Here is a 16748-nt window from a genome sequence, read left to right on the forward strand (position 1 = left end):
TCACAACCTCGCGCGTTGCGGCGGATTACGCTTCGCTAATCCGCCCTACGCATCCTTACGCGTTGAACCAGCCGTGGGCGTCGCCGGTGAAGGAGAAATACAGTCCGGCCGCCGTCAGTGCGCAGGAGATCACCTCGACGCCGCTGTCGAGCTGGATGCCCGTGCTGGCGATCACCTGCAACAGCGAGATCACCGACAGCAGCAGCACCGCCGCCAGCACCCAGCGTGGCCAGTTCTTGCGGTGCTGCGCCGCCAGGTAGACGAAATAGACCAGGAGCATGATCAGGCCGGCCTGCATCAAGGTGACGACCGTGATCATCTGCTCCGTCATCTCGCCGCTCGGGGTGCGGTCCTGGAACGCCACCGACAGCGCGTCCAGCGTCAGCGACATGTACAGAAGCACCTCGAATAGAAGAACGTTTCTGGGTACTTTCATCGGAAGAGCCCGATCATTCCTTGGGAAACTCCAGTCCCATTTCCCGGTAGCGGTCAGGATCGTCGCCCCAGTTCTCACGCACCTTGACGAACAGGAACAGGTGCACCGGAACGCCCATGATCTCGGCGATCTCCTTGCGCGCCTCCGCGCCGATCGACTTGATCGTGGCGCCGCCCTTGCCGAGCACGATCTTGCGCTGGCTCTCGCGCTCGACAAAGATCGTCTGCTCGATGCGGATCGAGTTGTCGTTGCGCTCGGTCCAGCTATCGGTCTCCACCGTCGATTGGTACGGCAGCTCCTGGTGGAGCTTTTGATAGATCTTCTCCCGCGTGATCTCGGCCGCCAAATGCCGCATCGGCGCGTCCGACATCTGGTCCTCGGGATAGAGGAACGGCCCGGGGGGCACCATGGCTGCGAGCGCCCTGCGCAGGTCGTCGACACCATCGCCTGACAACGCCGAGATCATGAAAGTGTTCTCGAACCGCAGGCGGTCATTGGCGGCCTTCGCCAGCGCCAGCAGCTTTTCGCGCGGCACCAGGTCGATCTTGTTCAGCACCAGGATCTTCGGATGGGCCACGCTATCGAGCCTGGCGAAGATCGCCTCCGCTTCCGCATCGATGCCGTCCTTGGCGTCGAGCAGCACGCAGACGAGGTCGGCGTCGTGTGCCCCGCTCCAGGCGGTCGACACCATGGCGCGGTCCAGCCGCCGCTTCGGCGCGAAGATGCCGGGCGTGTCGACCAGGATGATTTGCGCGTTGTCCTCGATCACGATGCCGCGGATCAGCGCGCGCGTCGTCTGCACCTTGCGCGAGACGATGGTGACCTTTGATCCGACCAGCGCGTTGACGAGCGTCGACTTGCCGACGTTCGGCGCCCCGATCAGGGCGACGAAGCCGCAACGCGTCCCGGCCGGATCGGCTTCCGCCCTCGCCTCAGCCGTCATGGCTGCCGGCGCCTTCTCGGGCGATCATTGCGGACGCGGCCGCCTTCTCCGCCGCGCGCTTGTTGGGGCCGACACCTTCGGCGGGCGCCAGGCCCGGCAGGTCGACGGCGACCCGGAATTGCGGATCGTGATGCGGCCCGGTGCGTTCGACCTCGCGGTAGACCGGCGTCGGCAGGCCCCTGCTCTGCGCCCATTCCTGCAGCATGGTCTTGGGGTCGCGCAGCGGCCGGCGGAGCTTGCGCATCCGGTCGATCCAGTTCCGCTCCACGAATTTCGCGGCGGCCTCATAGCCGCCGTCGAGGAAGATCGCCCCGATCACGGCCTCGCAGACGTCGCCCAGCACGGATTTGCGCAACCGCGCCCCCTCGACCGCCTTGACCATGCCGAGCTTGATGTCGTCGAGCAGGCCGAGCTGCTCGGCAACGTCGGCGCAGCTTTCCTTGCGCACGAGGTCGGCGAGACGCTTCGACAATTCGCCCTCGTCCGCGCGCGGATGGGCGCGATAGAGCATGTCGGAGATGATCAATCCGAGCACGTGGTCGCCCAGGAACTCAAGCCGCTGGTAGCTGTCGGCGCGGTGGCGCGTTGCTGGCTTCAGGGCGGAGACGTGCGTGAATGCCGTCATCAACAGCGCCGGATCGGAGAACTTGTGGCCGACGCGCGCCTCGGTTGCAGCGATCGCCTCCTTCTCGGCGGCCGCCTTGCTGGCCTTGCTGCGCTTCTTCTTCGGCGCAGCGGCAGCTGCCGCGTCGGGCTGCTCGCTCGGCTCGCCGGCAGTCGGAAGACCCTGGATGACAGGCGTATCGTCGTTCATCGCACGATGGTGAATAGGCGATTCCAGCGCACCGCGGTCGGCCAGCGCCAGAACATCCAGGCGTGCTCGCCCTCGGCGATCGAGAAGAAGATCATCTGCGCCCTCCCGACGATGTTCTCGAACGGCACGTAGCCCACCGCCGACAGCACCCGGCTGTCGGTCGAATTGTCGCGATTGTCTCCCATCATGAAGAAATGGCCGGCCGGCACGGTGTAGACACTGGTGTTGTCGTAGAAGCCGTTGTCGACGCAATCCAGCGTCTCATAGCTGACGCCGTTGGGCAGCGTCTCCTTCCAGCGCTTGACGCGCGCGGTCGCCTCGGATCCGCAGGGGTCCTCGCCGATGAAATCGCTGAGCCGCTCGCGCTTGACCGGGACGTCGTTGATGTGGAGTAGCCCCTCCTTCATCTGGATGCGGTCGCCGGGCAGCCCGATCACGCGCTTGATGTAGTCGGTCGAGTCGTCCTTCGGCAGGCGGAAGACGACGATGTCGCCCCGGTTCGGCTCCGAGCCGAAGATGCGGCCTGAGAACAAGGGCGGCGACAGCGGGATCGAGTAATGGCTGTAGCCGTAGGAATATTTCGACACGAACAGGTAGTCGCCGACCAGCAGCGTGGCCTTCATCGAACCGGACGGGATGTTGAAGGGCTGGAACAGGAAGGTGCGGATCACGAGTGCGATGATCAGCGCGTGGATGACGACCCGGACTGTCTCGCCTAGGCCGCTTTCGGATTTCGTCCCTGTGGTCACGCTCATCGCTTTCCCAATTCCCGCAACTGCCTTAACTGCGCGGTGGCAGAACGCGCTCCTCACGCGAATCGCGCTTTCCGCGCTCGCGTCACGAAGATGTTCCTACGTCTGATGTAGAGAGCAAGTCCCGGCGCGAACCCGAATTTGCCCTGGCTCGGTTACCCTGCCGCGTTTTAGACGGTTGTTACGGAGCGCGCAATCAAGGGCCACGTTAAAACTTGATAATCGATTGAAAAATCAACGATTTTTAGTTTTACCCGAATCCGGACCGCCGCACCGTCAACCGACTCAAGATTTGGGCGGCGCGACCGCCGAAATTATGACGAAGGCTTGCGCGAGCGGCCAGTCGTCGGTGATCGAAAGGTCGATCTGCGCCTGGAGGCCCTCCGGGGTGATTTGCCTGAGGCGCTCCAGCGCTCCGCCGGTGAGCCTCATGGTCGGCCGTCCCCCGGGGAGGTTCACCACCCCCATGTCACGCCACCAGACGCCGCGCATGATGCCGGTGCCGAGCGCCTTGGCGCAGGCCTCCTTGGCGGCGAAGCGCTTGGCGTAGGTTGCGACCACCATCTTCTCGCTATTGGCCCGGCGCAGCGCCTTGGCGCGCTCGACGTCGGTGAAGATGCGGTCGAGGAAGCGGTCGCCGTGGCGCTCGATCACCTTGGCGATCCGGGTGATGTCGATCAGGTCGGAGCCGATGCCGATGATCATGCCGCGCCCGCACCTTCGGTCGCCTTGCGGCCGCGGTCCATCGCCGCGCGCATGGCGCGGACCGTCTCCTTGAGGCCGACCAGGATCGCCTCCCCGATCATGAAGTAGCCGATGTTGAGTTCCCTGATCTCGGGCAGCGCCGAAATCGTCTCGGCGGTGTCGTAGTCGAGCCCGTGGCCGGCATGGACCTCGAGCCCGGCGGCCTGTGCCAGCCTGGCGCCTTCGACGATGCGCTGCCACTCGGCTTCGGCTTTTTCCCTATGGCCGTCGACCACGGCATCGCACCAGCCGCCGGTGTGGATCTCGATCACCGGCGCCTTCAATTTCGCCGCCATCTCGATCTGCCGGGGGTCGGCGGCGATGAACAGCGACACCCGGATGCCGGCGTCGTTCAGCCGCGCGATGAACGGGGCCAGGGCATTGTGCTGGCCGACCACGTCCAATCCACCCTCGGTAGTAAGCTCCTGCCGCCGTTCCGGCACCAGGCACACGGCATGTGGCCTGGTGGCCAGCGAAATCCGCAGCATCTCGTCGGTCGCTGCCATCTCGAAATTCAGGGGCTTCGAGATTTCCGCCTTCAGGCGCGCCATGTCCTCATCGCGGATGTGGCGGCGGTCCTCGCGCAGATGCGCCGTGATCCCGTCGGCGCCGGCCTCGATGGCCAGCAGCGCCGCGCGCACCGGATCGGGCCGCGCCCCGCCCCGCGCATTACGAAGCGTCGCGACGTGATCGACATTGACTCCAAGGCGGAGCGGAGGAACGGGCATGATGTAGCTCGCTGCGAGAAAACCTAGATTGTCATGCGCGGGCTCGACCCGCGCATCCATCTTCTTGAAAAGATGGATTGCCGGGTCAAGCCCGGCAATGACGATGAACTACCCGTTGACGCGCTCGACCCGTGCGACCACGGCCTTCGCGCGCAACTGGGCCAGAATAGCGCTCAAATGCTTGAGGTCATAGACCTCGAGGTCGATGGTCAGCTCGGTGAAATCAGGCGAGCGGCGCGACATGTGGATGTTGTCGATATTGCCGTCATGCTCTGCGATCACGGTCGCGATCTGGGCGAGGCTGCCGGGCTCGTTGACGTTGTGAACCAGGATGCGCGCGGGGAAGCGCTGCGGCATGGTCTCGTCGATGTCCCAGCGCACGTCGAGCCAGCGCTCGGGCTCGTCCTCGTAATCCTTCAGTGCCGGCGACTGGATCGGATAGATCGTGATCCCCTCGCCCGGCGTCACGATGCCGACGATGCGGTCGCCCGGCACCGCACCGCCGTTCGGCGCGAACTTGACCGGCAATTCGGAATTGATGCCGCGCACCGGGATCACCGAAGCCGCGCGCGCCGGATGCGGCGGCGTCTGCACCTTGGCGGCAAGCGCCTTCTTGGTGCCGTAGCGCACCAGCCGCTCTTCCTTGTAGTCCGGATACATCGCGCGCGCGACGTCGGAGGCTTTCAGTTCGCCACGGCCGACGGAAACCAGGACGTCCTCGATCGAGGTGCGCGCCAGCCGCGGCAATGCGCCTTTCAGCTTGTCGTCGGCGTATTCGATCTTGGCGCGGGCAAACAGGCGGTCGATGATGCGACGGCCGAGCCCGGCATATTGGTCACGCACGGCGGCACGGGTGGCGCGCCGGATCGCGGCGCGCGCCTTGCCGGTGACCGCGAGCGCTTCCCAGGCCGACGGCGGCGCCGACTGCGCCTTCGAGGTCAGGACCTCGACCTCGTCGCCGTTCTGCAACTCGGAGGACAGCGGCGCGAACTTGCCGTTGATCTTGCAGCCGACCGCGCTGTTGCCGACGTCGGTGTGCACGGCATAGGCGAAGTCGATCACATTCGCGTTGCGCGGCAGCGCGATCAGCTTGCCCTTCGGCGTGAAGCAGAACACCTGGTCGTGAAACAGCTCCAGCTTGGTGTGCTCCAGGAACTCTTCCGGATTGGCGCTCTCGGAGAGAATGCCGATGGTGTGGCGCAGCCAGGCGAAGGCGTTGGACTCGTGCTTCAGCCGTTCGGTCGGCGAGCCCCCACCTTCCTTGTAGAACGCATGCGCCGCGATGCCGAATTCGGCGATCTGGTTCATCTCCTCGGTGCGGATCTGCAGCTCGACGCGCTGCTTTCCGGGACCGATCACGGTGGTGTGAATCGAGCGGTAGTCGTTCTGCTTGGGCGTCGAGATGTAGTCCTTGAAACGCCCGGGCACGACCGGCCAGGTCGTGTGCACGACGCCGAGGGCACGGTAGCAGGCCTCGACATCGCCAAGCACGATCCGGAAGCCGTAGATATCGGACAATTGCTCGAAGCCGACCGACTTGCGTTCCATCTTGGTCCAGATCGAAAACGGCTGCTTGCGCCGGCCGTAGACGCGTGCGGTCAGGCCGTTCTTCTGCAGGTTCTTCGAAAGCTGGCTCTCGATCTCGCCGATCAGATTGCGGTTGCGCTCGGCGAGCGCGTCCAGCCGATGCTTGACCACCGCATAGGCTTCCGGATCGAGCACGTGGAACGACAGGTCCTCGAGTTCCTCGCGCATCTCCTGCATACCCATGCGGCCGGCGAGCGGTGCGTAGATATCCAGCGTCTCCTCGGCGATACGGCGGCGCGAGGCCGGCGGCACGAACTCCAGCGTGCGCATGTTGTGCAGGCGGTCGGCAAGCTTGATCAGGAGCACGCGGACGTCGTCGGCGATCGCCAGCAGAAGCTTGCGCAGGTTCTCCGCCTGCTTGGCCTCGCGCGAGACGAGCTCGAGCCGCTTCAGCTTGGTCAGCCCCTCCACCAGCGCGCCGATCTCGTGGCCGAACACCTGGTCGATCTCGGCCCGCGTCGCCTCGGTATCCTCGATGGTGTCGTGCAGCAGCGCCGCCACGATGGTGGCGTCGTCGAGCTTGAGGCCGGTCAGGATCGCCGCCACCTCAAGCGGGTGCGAGAAATAGGGATCGCCCGACGCCCGGGTCTGGGTGCCATGCGCCTTCATGGCGTAAACATAGGCCCGGTTCAAAAGATCTTCGTTGGTATCGGGATTGTAGGAGCGAACGCGCTCGACCAGGTCGTACTGCCGCATCATACGGGCGCGCGGCTTGGGCGGCTTCTGCACCACCGCAGAGTCAGGCGCCACGGCGACCGCGTCGGTCGCGGCCTGCATCTGGCGGGGTGTGCGGCGCCAATACGCCATGGAATGACTGCCTCAACTAGTGAACGGACTGGGCTCGCGCGCCCCTAATCTAGTGCGATTTCGAACCAAGCTTTAGCCTGTTCGAACCGAAAATCGTTCAATTTCCGTCAAGGCTTTAGGGACGCATCCCGCGGTCGGAATGTCAACAAAAGCAAAGGCCCGGGCAGTGCCCAGGCCTTCAGCCAGCTCAACCGTATTGGGAGACCGCCGCGAGGACCTATTCGTCCTCTTCGGGCTGCTCCTCGGGGGGCGCGAGGCCCTCGAGGCCCTTCAGCAACTCTTCCTCGGTCATCCGCTCCATGGCCACTTCGGTATCGTCGGCATCGACGCTGGCGCCGGCCGAACCGATCAGCGGAACGGTGTCGGGCTCCGGCTCGTCGACCTCGACGAACTTCTGCAGCGAGTGCACCAGTTCCTCGCGCAGGTCTTCCGGGGAAATCGTCTGGTCCGCGATCTCGCGCAGCGAGACGACCGGGTTCTTGTCATTGTCCCGATCAACCGTGAGTTGTGATCCTGACGAGATCATCCTAGCGCGATGGGCAGCCAGCAGGACCAGGTCGAACCGGTTGTCGACCTTATCAATGCAATCTTCGACGGTGACGCGCGCCATATGCTGTCGCTCCGTTAAGTGGGACAGGAATTTGTCGATTATTGTGCGTTAGTTATAGGGCGAGGCGGGGTTTCGCAACATTAAATTTGTGATTTGCCTTCGCCCCAACCTCTGCTAACCCGTGAGGGGGCCAGAAGGCCGGAGCGTCCGTAGTGCGGCGAAGCGCCGTTGTGGACAAGTAACTCTCTTCATTGCATCGTCAAAAGTGTAGGTATTTCGCCCTCGCCTCACCATAATTGCGATGGTGACTGTCGATGGGGAAGATTCACCGGACTTTAGGCTGCAACGCGGAATAAGGTGCGCGGCTCGTTGCCGCTGCGCTAAGAAGCTAACAAAAGGCGAGAAACTTTTATGTCGTCACCCGTTTCCAACAAGATCGCGCTCTTTATCGATGGAGCCAATCTGTATGCAACCGCCAAGACGCTCGGGTTCGACATCGACTACAAGCGGCTCCTGAAGGAATTCCAGAGCCGCGGCACGCTGCTCCGCGCGTTCTACTACACGGCGATTATCGAGGATCAGGAATATTCGTCTATCCGACCCCTAGTCGACTGGCTGGGTTATAATGGCTACACTGTTGTGACCAAGGCGACCAAGGAGTTCATCGACACCTCCGGCCGCCGCAAGCTCAAAGGCAACATGGATATCGAGCTCGCGGTCGATGCGATGGAACTCGCCGAACATATCGACCAGATGGTGCTGTTCTCCGGCGATGGCGATTTCCGCTCGCTCGTCGAGGCGGTGCAGCGGCGCGGCGTCCGGGTGACCGTGGTCTCGACCATCGCAAGCCAGCCGCCGATGATCGCCGACGAGTTGCGCCGCCAGGCCGATGTCTTCACCGACCTGGTGGAACTGCAATCCAAGCTCGGCCGCGACCCGTCCGAGCGCCCGGCCCCGCGGGAGCGCGGCGAGTCGCGCCACCACGCGCCGCAATTCCTGCAGCGCGCCACCACCATGGCGCCCCGGGCCGATGACGACGATTTCGACGACTAGCCTCGTTCCGGCTTCCATCGAACCCGATCGCAACTGCCCGCTCTGTCCACGGCTCGCCGAGTTTCGCGCGGAGGCGCGTGCGAAGCAGCCGGGCTGGTTCAATTCGCCGGTGGCGTCCTTCGGCGATGCGGAGGCGCGGCTGCTGATTGTCGGGCTGGCGCCGGGGCTTCAGGGCGCCAACCGCACGGGGCGCCCCTTTACCGGCGACTATGCCGGCGACCTCCTCTACACCACGCTCCTGGAATTCGGCTTTGCCGAGGGCGTCTATGAGGCGCGGCCGGACGACGGCCTGCGGCTGGTCGATTGCCGGATCAGCAACGCCGTGCGCTGCGTGCCGCCGCAGAACAAGCCGCTGCCGATCGAGATCAACACTTGCCGAAAGTTCCTGGCGGCGACGATCGCGACCATGCCGAGGCTGCGCGCCATCGTCCTGCTTGGCCGCATCGCGCATGAATCCACGGTGAAGGCGCTCAGCCTGCGCGGCGCGGCCGCGCCCTTTGCGCACGGTGCCGTGCACAAGGCCGGCAATTTCCGCCTCTACGACAGCTATCACTGCTCACGCTACAACACGAATACCGGCGTTCTGACGCCAAAAATGTTCCGCGATGTCTTCGCGCAGGTGCGGAAGGATCTGGGTTAGGATTTGCAGCATGGGCAAAGGCGCGCTTGCGCCGTGCCCACCATCAACACTCTGCTCGGGACGGTGGGCACGCGACGCTTTGCCGACCTTACAAATCAACAACTTGCCGGATTTTCCCGAAGCCATTCCAGCACATCGCCGGCGTTCCGGTCGGGCGGGAACACCGGATAGAAGACGTGGGTGATCCGCCCGTCATCGATGATCAGCGCCAGCCGCTTGATCAGCGTCAGCCCCGCCACCTCCATGGTCGGCAGATTGAGTGCGCGCGTCAGCTCAAGCGTCTCGTCCGAGAGCACCGGGAACGGCAGGTGCAGGCGCGACGCCATCTCGGTCTGGTATTCGTTGCTCTGCGTCGACAGGCCGAACACCTGGCTGGCGCCTGCGGCCTTGAGCTCGGCGAACAGGTCGCGGAAGGCGCAGGTCTGGGGCGTGCAGCCGCGCGCGCCCGGGATCAAGTCCCAGTCGTCGACGAGCGCGATCTTGCCGGGCTCGCCGGTGCGCGGATAGGCGAACACCACGGTGCGTCCCTTCAGCGACGACAGTGACACTGACGTATCATCGGTCGCCACCAGGCTGACCGGCGGGATCGCCATGCCCGTCAGATGCGCGGCGCCGCCATCATCGGTCGGCGCGGGGATCTTGCTCCAGTCGACTTCGAGCAGGTTCTTCTGGTTCATCGTTGCATCCTTCGTAGGATGGGTAGAGCGCAGCGAAACCCATCAACTTCGCTGCAGGCTGGCGCAATGATGGGTTTCGCTGCGCTCTACCCATCCTACAATTCCTATCCCCGCGCGCGCATCAGGCGGCCCTTCTCACGGCCCCAGTCACGCTTCTTCACGGTTTCGCGCTTGTCGTGCAGCTTCTTGCCCTTGGCGACCGCGAGCTGCAGCTTGGCGCGTCCGCGTTCATTGAAATAGAGCTTCAGCGGGATCAGCGTCATGCCCTCGCGGTCGACAGCGCCGATCAATTTGTTGATCTGCTTCCTGTGCAGCAGGAGCTTACGCGGACGCTTCGGCTCGTGGTTGAAGCGATTGGCCTGCAGATATTCGGGGATGTTGGCGTTGATCAGCCAGATCTCGCCGTTCCGCGCATCGGCATAGGATTCCGCGATCGTGGTCTTGCCGCCGCGGATCGACTTCACCTCGGTGCCGGTCAGCGCAATGCCTGCCTCGATCGTGTCCTCGATCGCATAGTTGAAACGCGCCTTGCGGTTCTCGGCGACGACTTTGATCGGACGTTCGTTCTTCTCAGCCACTTCAGGATTTCTTGAGCAGATCGCGAATCTCGGTCAGCAATTCTTCCTGCCGGGTCAATTTCGGCGGCGCGGGCGCTGCCTCTTGCTTCCGCTTCAACTGGTTCATCAGCCGGATCACGATGAACAGCACGAAGGCGACGATCAGGAAATTCAGGGTCAGCGTCAGGAAACTGCCCCAAGCCAATACGGCGCCTTGCTTCTTGGCGTCGGCAAGGTTGTTGGCGGTGACCGACTTCGCCAACGGCGTAAAGTAGTTGGAGAAGTCAAGCCCGCCGGTGATCGCGCCGATGATCGGCATGATGACGTCACCGACCAGCGAGTTCACGATCGCGCCAAAGGCCGCGCCGATGATGACGCCGACCGCGAGGTCGACGACATTGCCCTTCATGGCGAACTCTTGGAACTCCTTGAGCATGCGCAGCCCCTTCTCCTCGACCTGGCCGACCGGACCAGCCATTGGCGCAACTCTACTCTATGGGCTCTAGTTGATCAGGCCGGCGTGAACCATGGCGCTGCGCACCGCCACGCGCGTGGATTCCGACACCGGCACCATCGGCAACCGCAGCCGCTCCTCCAGCTTGCCGAGCAGCGACATCGCGTATTTCACCGGCCCGGGATTGCTCTCGATGAACAGGTTGTTGTGCAGCGGCATCAACTTGTCGTGCAGCTTCAGCGCGGTCGCGACATCGCCCTTCTTCCAGGCGGCATGGAACTCGGCGCACAGCCGCGGCGCCACATTCGATGTCACGGAGATGCAGCCATGGCCGCCATGGGCCATGTAGCCGAGCACGGTCGCATCCTCGCCCGAGAGCTGGTTGAAATCCTCACCCATCGCCGCGCGCTGCTGCGACACCCGCACCATGCTCGCGGTGGCGTCCTTGACGCCGGCGATGTTCTTCAGTTCCCACAGCCGCTTCATCGTATCGACCGACATGTCGATCACGGAGCGCGGCGGGATATTGTAGATAATGATCGGGATTCCAATCGCATCGTTGATTGCCTTGAAGTGCTGGTAGAGCCCCTCCTGGGTCGGCTTGTTGTAATAGGGGGTGACGACCAACACGGCGTCGGCGCCGGCCTGCTCCGCATGCTCGGACAGTTCGATCGCCTCCTTGGTCGAATTGGAACCGGCGCCTGCGATGACCGGCACCCTGCCCTTGGCCTCACTGACGCACCATTCGACCACCCGCTTGTGCTCGTCATGGCTCAGCGTCGGGCTCTCGCCGGTGGTGCCGACCGGCACCAGGCCATTGGTGCCCTCGGTGATCTGCCAGTTCACAAGCCCACGGAAAGCGGCCTCGTCCACGGAGCCGTTCTTGAACGGAGTCACCAAAGCGGTGAAAGAGCCGCGGAATTTTGTCTTGGCTGCCATGGACTTCCTCCACTTATAAGGTTGCGGCGCGCGGGTCAGAAAGGCCAACTCATATCGGGTCCGGCGGCCAGGCGAAAGGGCCGTAGTCTCCCCGTCCCATTCCCAGCCGCGATTTTGCCGCTGTCATGGCGCAGATATCGTTTCCGCGACACTTTTAGCATTTTGTCCACATATTCAATCAAATACAGCTAAGGCCTCAGCGATCAGATGATTCGCCGCCGCAGAGGAAAGCCGTGACCCCTTCCCCCCGCGCTGCCGCATTGCGATCGACCGCCTTGGCGACGTCGCTGGTGCTGGCTTTTGGACTGGTCGCGATGGCAGAAGCCGTGGCCGATCCAAACGTTCCGTTGCCCAAATCACGACCAGTCGCGCGCAGCGCGGCGCCCAAAACCACACCCGCGACCACCACGCCCGCGACTGCAGCCGCCAAGAATGCTGCCAAGGATACTGCGAAACCTACCGCCGCTCCCCGGGCTACCTCGTCCAACACGCCTGCTCCGCCCCCGCCCCATTTGGCTCCGGCCACCCGCCAGCATGCGGCGCCGGCCCGGAGCAAGCCGGCAGTGCCCGCTGCGGTAGCAGCGACCTCATCGACCTCGCAGGGCGACAAGGACGCGCTCGAGAATGTCATCGAGCTGGTCCGCAAGCAGAAGCCCGGCGATGCGACCCAGGTCGAGGCGACGATCTCCGATCCCGTCGCCCGAAAGCTCGCCGAGTGGCTGATCCTGCGCAGCGAGAACAACGGCGCGTCGGTCGAGCGCTACCGCGCTTTCATCTCGGCCAATCCGAGCTGGCCCTCGCAAACCTTCCTGCGCCGCCGCCTTGAAGCCGCACTGTGGGACGACCACCGTGAGGATTCCGCGGTCTGGTCGTGGTTCGAGAACGAATCGCCTGTCTCAGCCAAGGGTCGGTTCGCGCTGGCGAAGGCGATGCTGACGCGTGGCGACCGCGCCAATGCCGAGCGGCTGGTGCGCGAAGCCTGGCGCAGCGACCCCATGAGCGAGGACACCGAAACCACCGCGCTCGACCTGTTCGGAGCCTTGCTCACCGCCGGCGACCACAAGGCGCGCATGGACACGATGCTTTACGGCACCGAGCAGGAGGCCGCCGGCCTGCGTGCGGCCAAGCGGCTTGGCTCGGGTTATCTCGCGCTGGCTAAAGCGCGCATCGCCACCAACAAGAAGGCATCCAACCTGCGGGCGCTGCTGGAAGCGGTGCCGCGTGAACTGCACGGCGATACCGGCTATCTCTTCGCCCGCATCCAGCTGCTCCGCCGCGAGGAGAAGTTCGCGGAAGCGGCGCAGTTGATGCTGAGTGCGCCGAAGGATCCGGCAAGGCTGTTCAATGTCGACGAATGGTGGATCGAGCGGCGCCTGCTGGCGCGCAAGATGATCGACGTCGGCGAGAACCGCACCGCCTATCTGATCGCGCGCGATGCGGCGCTGCCCGCCCGCGACATCTACAAGACCGAGCAGGAGTTCACGGCCGGCTGGATCGCGCTGCGCTTCCTCAATGATCCCGGGCTCGCTGCGCAGCATTTCGCCCGCATCGGCGTTGGCAGCGTCAATCCGACCGCGCTGGCGCGTGCCGGCTATTGGCAGGGCCGCGCCGCCGAAGCCGCCGGCCGCAACCAGGAAGCGCGCGCAGCCTATCTGCGCGCGGCCGAGCAATCGACCAGCTATTACGGCCAGCTCGCGCGGGCCAAGCTCGGCCTGCCGCAGATCGAGCTGAACGGCGTCCCGAGCGCACGCGGCCGCGGCGTCGAGCGACTGGAGATCGTGCGGGCGGCGCAGCTGCTCTATGAACTCGACGAGCGCGAGTTCGCGATTCCCATGCTCGCGGACATGGGCGAGAACGGCGATCCCGAGGCGCTGGTCGGGCTCGGCGAGCTGACGTCGCGCTACAGCGATGCGCGCGGCATGCTGTTGATGGGCAAGGCTGCGCTCAACCGCGGCCTGCCGTTCGACTTCTACGCCTATCCCATCAACGGGATTCCGTCTTTCAGGTCGATCGGCCCGGACATCGAGCGGAGCATCGTCTATGCGATCGCGCGGCAGGAGAGCGCATTCAATCCGGCCGTGGTTTCGCCGGCGCAGGCCTATGGCCTGATGCAGGTCACGCCGGAAGCCGGCCGCTATGTCTGCAAGCGCGCCGGCGTCGCGTTTGACCTGAACCGGATGAAGACCGACTCGGTCTACAACGCCGCGCTTGGCGCCGCAGAGCTCGGCGGGTTGCTCGATGACTATCGCGGCTCCTACATCCTCACCTTCGCGGCCTACAATGCCGGCCGCGGCAGCGTGAGGAAATGGATCGATCGCTACGGCGATCCGCGCGATTCCAAGGTCGACGCGGTCGACTGGGTCGAGCTGATCCCGTTCTCCGAGACGCGCAACTATGTGCAGCGGATCATGGAGAACCTGCAGGTCTACCGCGCCCGCTTCGGCGGCGGCACGCGGCTGCAGATCGAGGCCGACCTCCACCGCGGCGCCAGCGTCGAATAGATAAAAATAGCGAATAGCGAATTGAGAGTGGCGAATAGCGCGTCAGCGCTGCTCGCTTCGCTATTCGCCATTCACCATTCGTCACTCCCGCAAAGAAAAATCCCCGGCGGTTTCCCGCCGGGGATTTCCCTTACAGAGCAGTCAGGCGATCAGATCAGAAGTTGCGCTGAACGCGGACGTTCAAGCTGACCGTATCCTGATCCTGGAAGTCGTAGCGCGCGGTCGGCTTGGGAGCCGACGGCGTGATGATGCCGGAACCAGTGAACTTCTGGTCGAGGTGGAACCACATGACTTCGGCCGAGAACGTCAGGTTCTTGACCGGAGTCCAGCGGGTGATTGCACCGAGCTGCGAGACGTTGAAGTCGGGGTTGCAGCTATAATCAAGGCTCGGCGCCGCGACGCGGGCAGCAGTAAAGGTAGAGCAGATGAAGAATTTCGCCGTGTTGTCGTAGCTAACCGACGAATAGCTGCCGAACAAGCTGCTCGACCAGTAGGGATCCCAGTTGTGGTTGAAGGCACCACGGACACCCCATGCTGTCGTCAGATGGATTTTCCCATCGGCACCAAACAACGGACCCGCGAGGCCGGCCGGCGCGTACACACCGTCAGTCACCGCACCAAAACCGAGGCTCTGATAGGAGCCGAAGCCCGGGCTGCCGAAAAGCGAGAACGGATTCGGCGACGTCGACGACGTCGAGATCACCTGCTTGGTATTACCCTTGGCGAAGGTGGCATCGAACTTGATGTCGTCGCCGGGACCGGTCGGGATGTTCTTGATCTGCAACGCAGCCATCACCGCGCCGCCCCACTTGGTGTCCGGGTGGCCGGAGAGTTCCGAAAGACCAGTCGGCGCTGCGCCCGGCAGGGCGGTGGCACCGGCGGGAGCGCCGACCGTGTTCAGGACGTTGTAGGAGGCGTTGACTTCATGCGCCGAAGCCGAAATCTGGAACAGACCCCAGGCCTGATCGATGCGGATGTTACCGACGATGTCGGGTGCATGCACGCCGGCATAGGCGTTGGCGACAGCGCCCTGTGACGTGAGCGGCACGGTCAGGTTGGCCACGACGGTGCGGTCGAAGACGGTCGGATCATCGAGGCCGATGGTGCCCGACACGCCGTTGCCGAACTGGGCGGTGTACTGGATGTTGTTCACGCCGGTGACGGTGTCATGACCGCCGAGCAGGAACGACGAGTTGTTGCCCGGATAACCATGCCACGGCGTCGCGAAGGCCGAAGCCGACTTACCGAAAGTGAAGCCCGCGAACTGGATGAACACGAATTCGACCGCGACATAGCCACCGCCGGGGGTGTCAAGCAGGTTGGAGCTTGCAACCGGAAGCGAACCGTTGACCGAGTTCGGGTTCATCGTGTTGTTGCCCAGCGTCGAGAACTGGAAGTCGGCCTGACCGAAGGTGCGGACGACGCCATATTCCGTTGCGGTGCGGGTATCGACCGTCAGCGCCATACGAGAGCGGGCGGAGAAGTAGTCTTGATAGCGGTTGTGCTGGCCCGCATCACCACTCCACGCCGGCGAGTTGTAGATGCCGCCGTTGAAGGTGGTGTCGACGCGCAGGTAACCACCGATCTTCATGCAGGTGTCGGTGCCTGGGATGTACCAGAAACCGGCACCGTAGAGCGAACAGATCCTCACGTACTCGACCGCTTTGGCCTTGACGGGAAGATCGGCCGCCTGTGCCCCGCCCATGGCGAGCAGACCCGCCGCTGAGCCGAGGATAAGGCTCTTAACCATCTTCATGTTAAACCTCCAAGTTGCTCTATAAGGAAGAGCTGCGGATCCGCCGGGTGATCACCCTGAAGCTGGTTCCCTAGTCCCCCCGAAACCCGTCAAGCCGCTTCGCGCTTTCGGACTCCCGCGAAAACGCGAGGGACTTAAGCGAACCACCAAGAACGGGACGACTTTGGGATGCCCCCCTCCGTCGCAGCAACAGAATTACCGAAGGGACCTGCACAAGCAACAAAGGAACCACTCCGAACCGTCCCGCGCCGCCTGTTTTCCAACGGGTGTTGCACAAATAACACGCAGATGTGATCGAAAGGCCGCGACAACTCATTGAAATTACTAGATATTATTTTTCGGCCTCACTGAACCCTCTCGAGCGCCTTCGCGGCGGGGTCCGACCCCATTGCTGCGCCTCGGCCCGGATGTCCTTCGAATCAAACGACTCGGGGCGTCTGATTCCTCGATCAAAACAGGCAGCTCGCAATGCGAGCGTCCCAGTGATCACTCTAACAAAGGTTCGGTCTCGCAGCCTGCGGGCGGCACTCTCTAGATTAGATCAGCAGATTACGTCAGCCTTCGCCCCCGCTCCGGGAACCCGTATGCGCCGCCTTGCGCGAGCGCTCCCGGTTCAACCGGTCTCCGATCCGACACCGTGACTGCCGCGGCCTTGCCGATTTCGTCAACGGCCGACTGCAGCGTCGCGTCGGCGATCAAGGCCGTTTGGGCCGACGATTGCCGTCGGCCGCGCTTCCTGCCACCGGGTTCCCCAACGGGAACAGGCCCTCAATGCGGTCTCGGCGCAATGGATAATTAAATCGATTTTAA

At 63.7% G+C, this 16748-nt stretch carries 17 protein-coding genes; 3 read left to right on the plus strand and 14 right to left on the minus strand.

The annotated features are described in order from the left end of the window. Window positions 1–55: 55 nt before the first annotated feature. The 8 genes from K288_RS0131605 to rpoZ all read right to left on the minus strand — a co-directional run bounded on the left by K288_RS0131605 (window position 56) and on the right by rpoZ (window position 7421). Entirely contained in the window at window positions 56–436 is a 381-nt protein-coding gene (locus tag K288_RS0131605) for a hypothetical protein (RefSeq protein WP_027583146.1), read from the minus strand. Between the two features lie 13 nt (window positions 437–449). Then, on the minus strand, window positions 450–1379 hold the full coding sequence (gene era / locus K288_RS0131610) for a GTPase Era (protein WP_027583147.1): 930 nt from the start codon (window positions 1377–1379) through the stop codon (window positions 450–452). Continuing rightward, window positions 1369–2193 (minus strand): ribonuclease III, encoded by an 825-nt coding sequence (gene rnc / locus K288_RS0131615; RefSeq protein ID WP_027583148.1) that lies wholly within the window; start codon window positions 2191–2193, stop codon window positions 1369–1371. Before rnc ends, era begins: the two co-directional genes overlap by 11 nt. Further along, on the minus strand, window positions 2190–2948 hold the full coding sequence (gene lepB, locus K288_RS0131620; protein ID WP_027583149.1) for a signal peptidase I: 759 nt from the start codon (window positions 2946–2948) through the stop codon (window positions 2190–2192). The genes rnc and lepB overlap by 4 nt, the downstream gene beginning before the upstream one ends. A gap of 282 nt (window positions 2949–3230) precedes the next feature. Beyond that, window positions 3231–3650 carry a holo-ACP synthase gene (gene acpS / locus K288_RS0131625; protein ID WP_027583150.1) on the minus strand — a complete coding sequence of 140 codons (420 nt, stop codon included), beginning with the start codon at window positions 3648–3650 and terminating at the stop codon, window positions 3231–3233. After that, window positions 3647–4417, minus strand: coding sequence for a pyridoxine 5'-phosphate synthase (locus K288_RS0131630; RefSeq protein WP_027583151.1), 771 nt, complete (start codon window positions 4415–4417; stop codon window positions 3647–3649). The genes acpS and K288_RS0131630 overlap by 4 nt, the downstream gene beginning before the upstream one ends. A 108-nt stretch (window positions 4418–4525) precedes the next feature. Next, on the minus strand, window positions 4526–6811 hold the full coding sequence (locus tag K288_RS0131635; RefSeq protein ID WP_027583152.1) for a bifunctional (p)ppGpp synthetase/guanosine-3',5'-bis(diphosphate) 3'-pyrophosphohydrolase: 2286 nt from the start codon (window positions 6809–6811) through the stop codon (window positions 4526–4528). 217 nt (window positions 6812–7028) lie between these two features. After that, window positions 7029–7421, minus strand: coding sequence for a DNA-directed RNA polymerase subunit omega (gene rpoZ, locus K288_RS0131640; protein ID WP_027583153.1), 393 nt, complete (start codon window positions 7419–7421; stop codon window positions 7029–7031). A gap of 351 nt (window positions 7422–7772) precedes the next feature. Here rpoZ and K288_RS0131645 point away from each other — a divergent pair, with 351 nt between their 5' ends. Next, window positions 7773–8414 (plus strand): NYN domain-containing protein, encoded by a 642-nt coding sequence (locus K288_RS0131645; protein WP_027583154.1) that lies wholly within the window; start codon window positions 7773–7775, stop codon window positions 8412–8414. Then, a complete protein-coding gene (locus K288_RS0131650) occupies window positions 8392–9054 on the plus strand; it encodes a uracil-DNA glycosylase (protein ID WP_027583155.1) in 663 nt (220 codons plus the stop codon). The genes K288_RS0131645 and K288_RS0131650 overlap by 23 nt, the downstream gene beginning before the upstream one ends. A gap of 95 nt (window positions 9055–9149) precedes the next feature. On the opposite strand, the gene K288_RS0131655 is transcribed toward K288_RS0131650, so the two are convergent. The 5 genes from K288_RS0131655 to K288_RS54985 all read right to left on the minus strand — a co-directional run bounded on the left by K288_RS0131655 (window position 9150) and on the right by K288_RS54985 (window position 12111). Beyond that, the gene (locus K288_RS0131655; protein ID WP_027583156.1) at window positions 9150–9731 is read right to left on the minus strand and encodes a peroxiredoxin; all 582 of its coding nucleotides are present in this window, start codon (window positions 9729–9731) and stop codon (window positions 9150–9152) included. Between the two features lie 104 nt (window positions 9732–9835). Then, entirely contained in the window at window positions 9836–10309 is a 474-nt protein-coding gene (gene smpB, locus K288_RS0131660; RefSeq protein WP_027583157.1) for an SsrA-binding protein SmpB, read from the minus strand. A 1-nt stretch (window position 10310) separates the two neighbouring features. Further along, complete coding sequence (mscL, locus tag K288_RS0131665) at window positions 10311–10724, minus strand: large conductance mechanosensitive channel protein MscL (RefSeq protein WP_027583158.1); 414 nt, start codon at window positions 10722–10724, stop codon at window positions 10311–10313. Between the two features lie 66 nt (window positions 10725–10790). After that, a complete protein-coding gene (dapA, locus tag K288_RS0131670) occupies window positions 10791–11681 on the minus strand; it encodes a 4-hydroxy-tetrahydrodipicolinate synthase (RefSeq protein WP_027583159.1) in 891 nt (296 codons plus the stop codon). A gap of 196 nt (window positions 11682–11877) precedes the next feature. Beyond that, window positions 11878–12111, minus strand: coding sequence for a hypothetical protein (locus K288_RS54985; RefSeq protein ID WP_244443328.1), 234 nt, complete (start codon window positions 12109–12111; stop codon window positions 11878–11880). A gap of 133 nt (window positions 12112–12244) precedes the next feature. Here K288_RS54985 and K288_RS0131675 point away from each other — a divergent pair, with 133 nt between their 5' ends. After that, a complete protein-coding gene (locus K288_RS0131675; RefSeq protein ID WP_244443329.1) occupies window positions 12245–14182 on the plus strand; it encodes a lytic transglycosylase domain-containing protein in 1938 nt (645 codons plus the stop codon). Between the two features lie 154 nt (window positions 14183–14336). Here the strand turns inward: K288_RS0131675 and K288_RS0131680 are convergent, their stop codons facing one another. Continuing rightward, on the minus strand, window positions 14337–15938 hold the full coding sequence (locus K288_RS0131680; protein WP_027583161.1) for a porin: 1602 nt from the start codon (window positions 15936–15938) through the stop codon (window positions 14337–14339). Between the last annotated feature and the right edge of the window lie 810 nt (window positions 15939–16748).

The sequence above is a fragment of the Bradyrhizobium sp. Ai1a-2 genome, assembly GCF_000426245.1.
Lineage (GTDB): Bacteria > Pseudomonadota > Alphaproteobacteria > Rhizobiales > Xanthobacteraceae > Bradyrhizobium.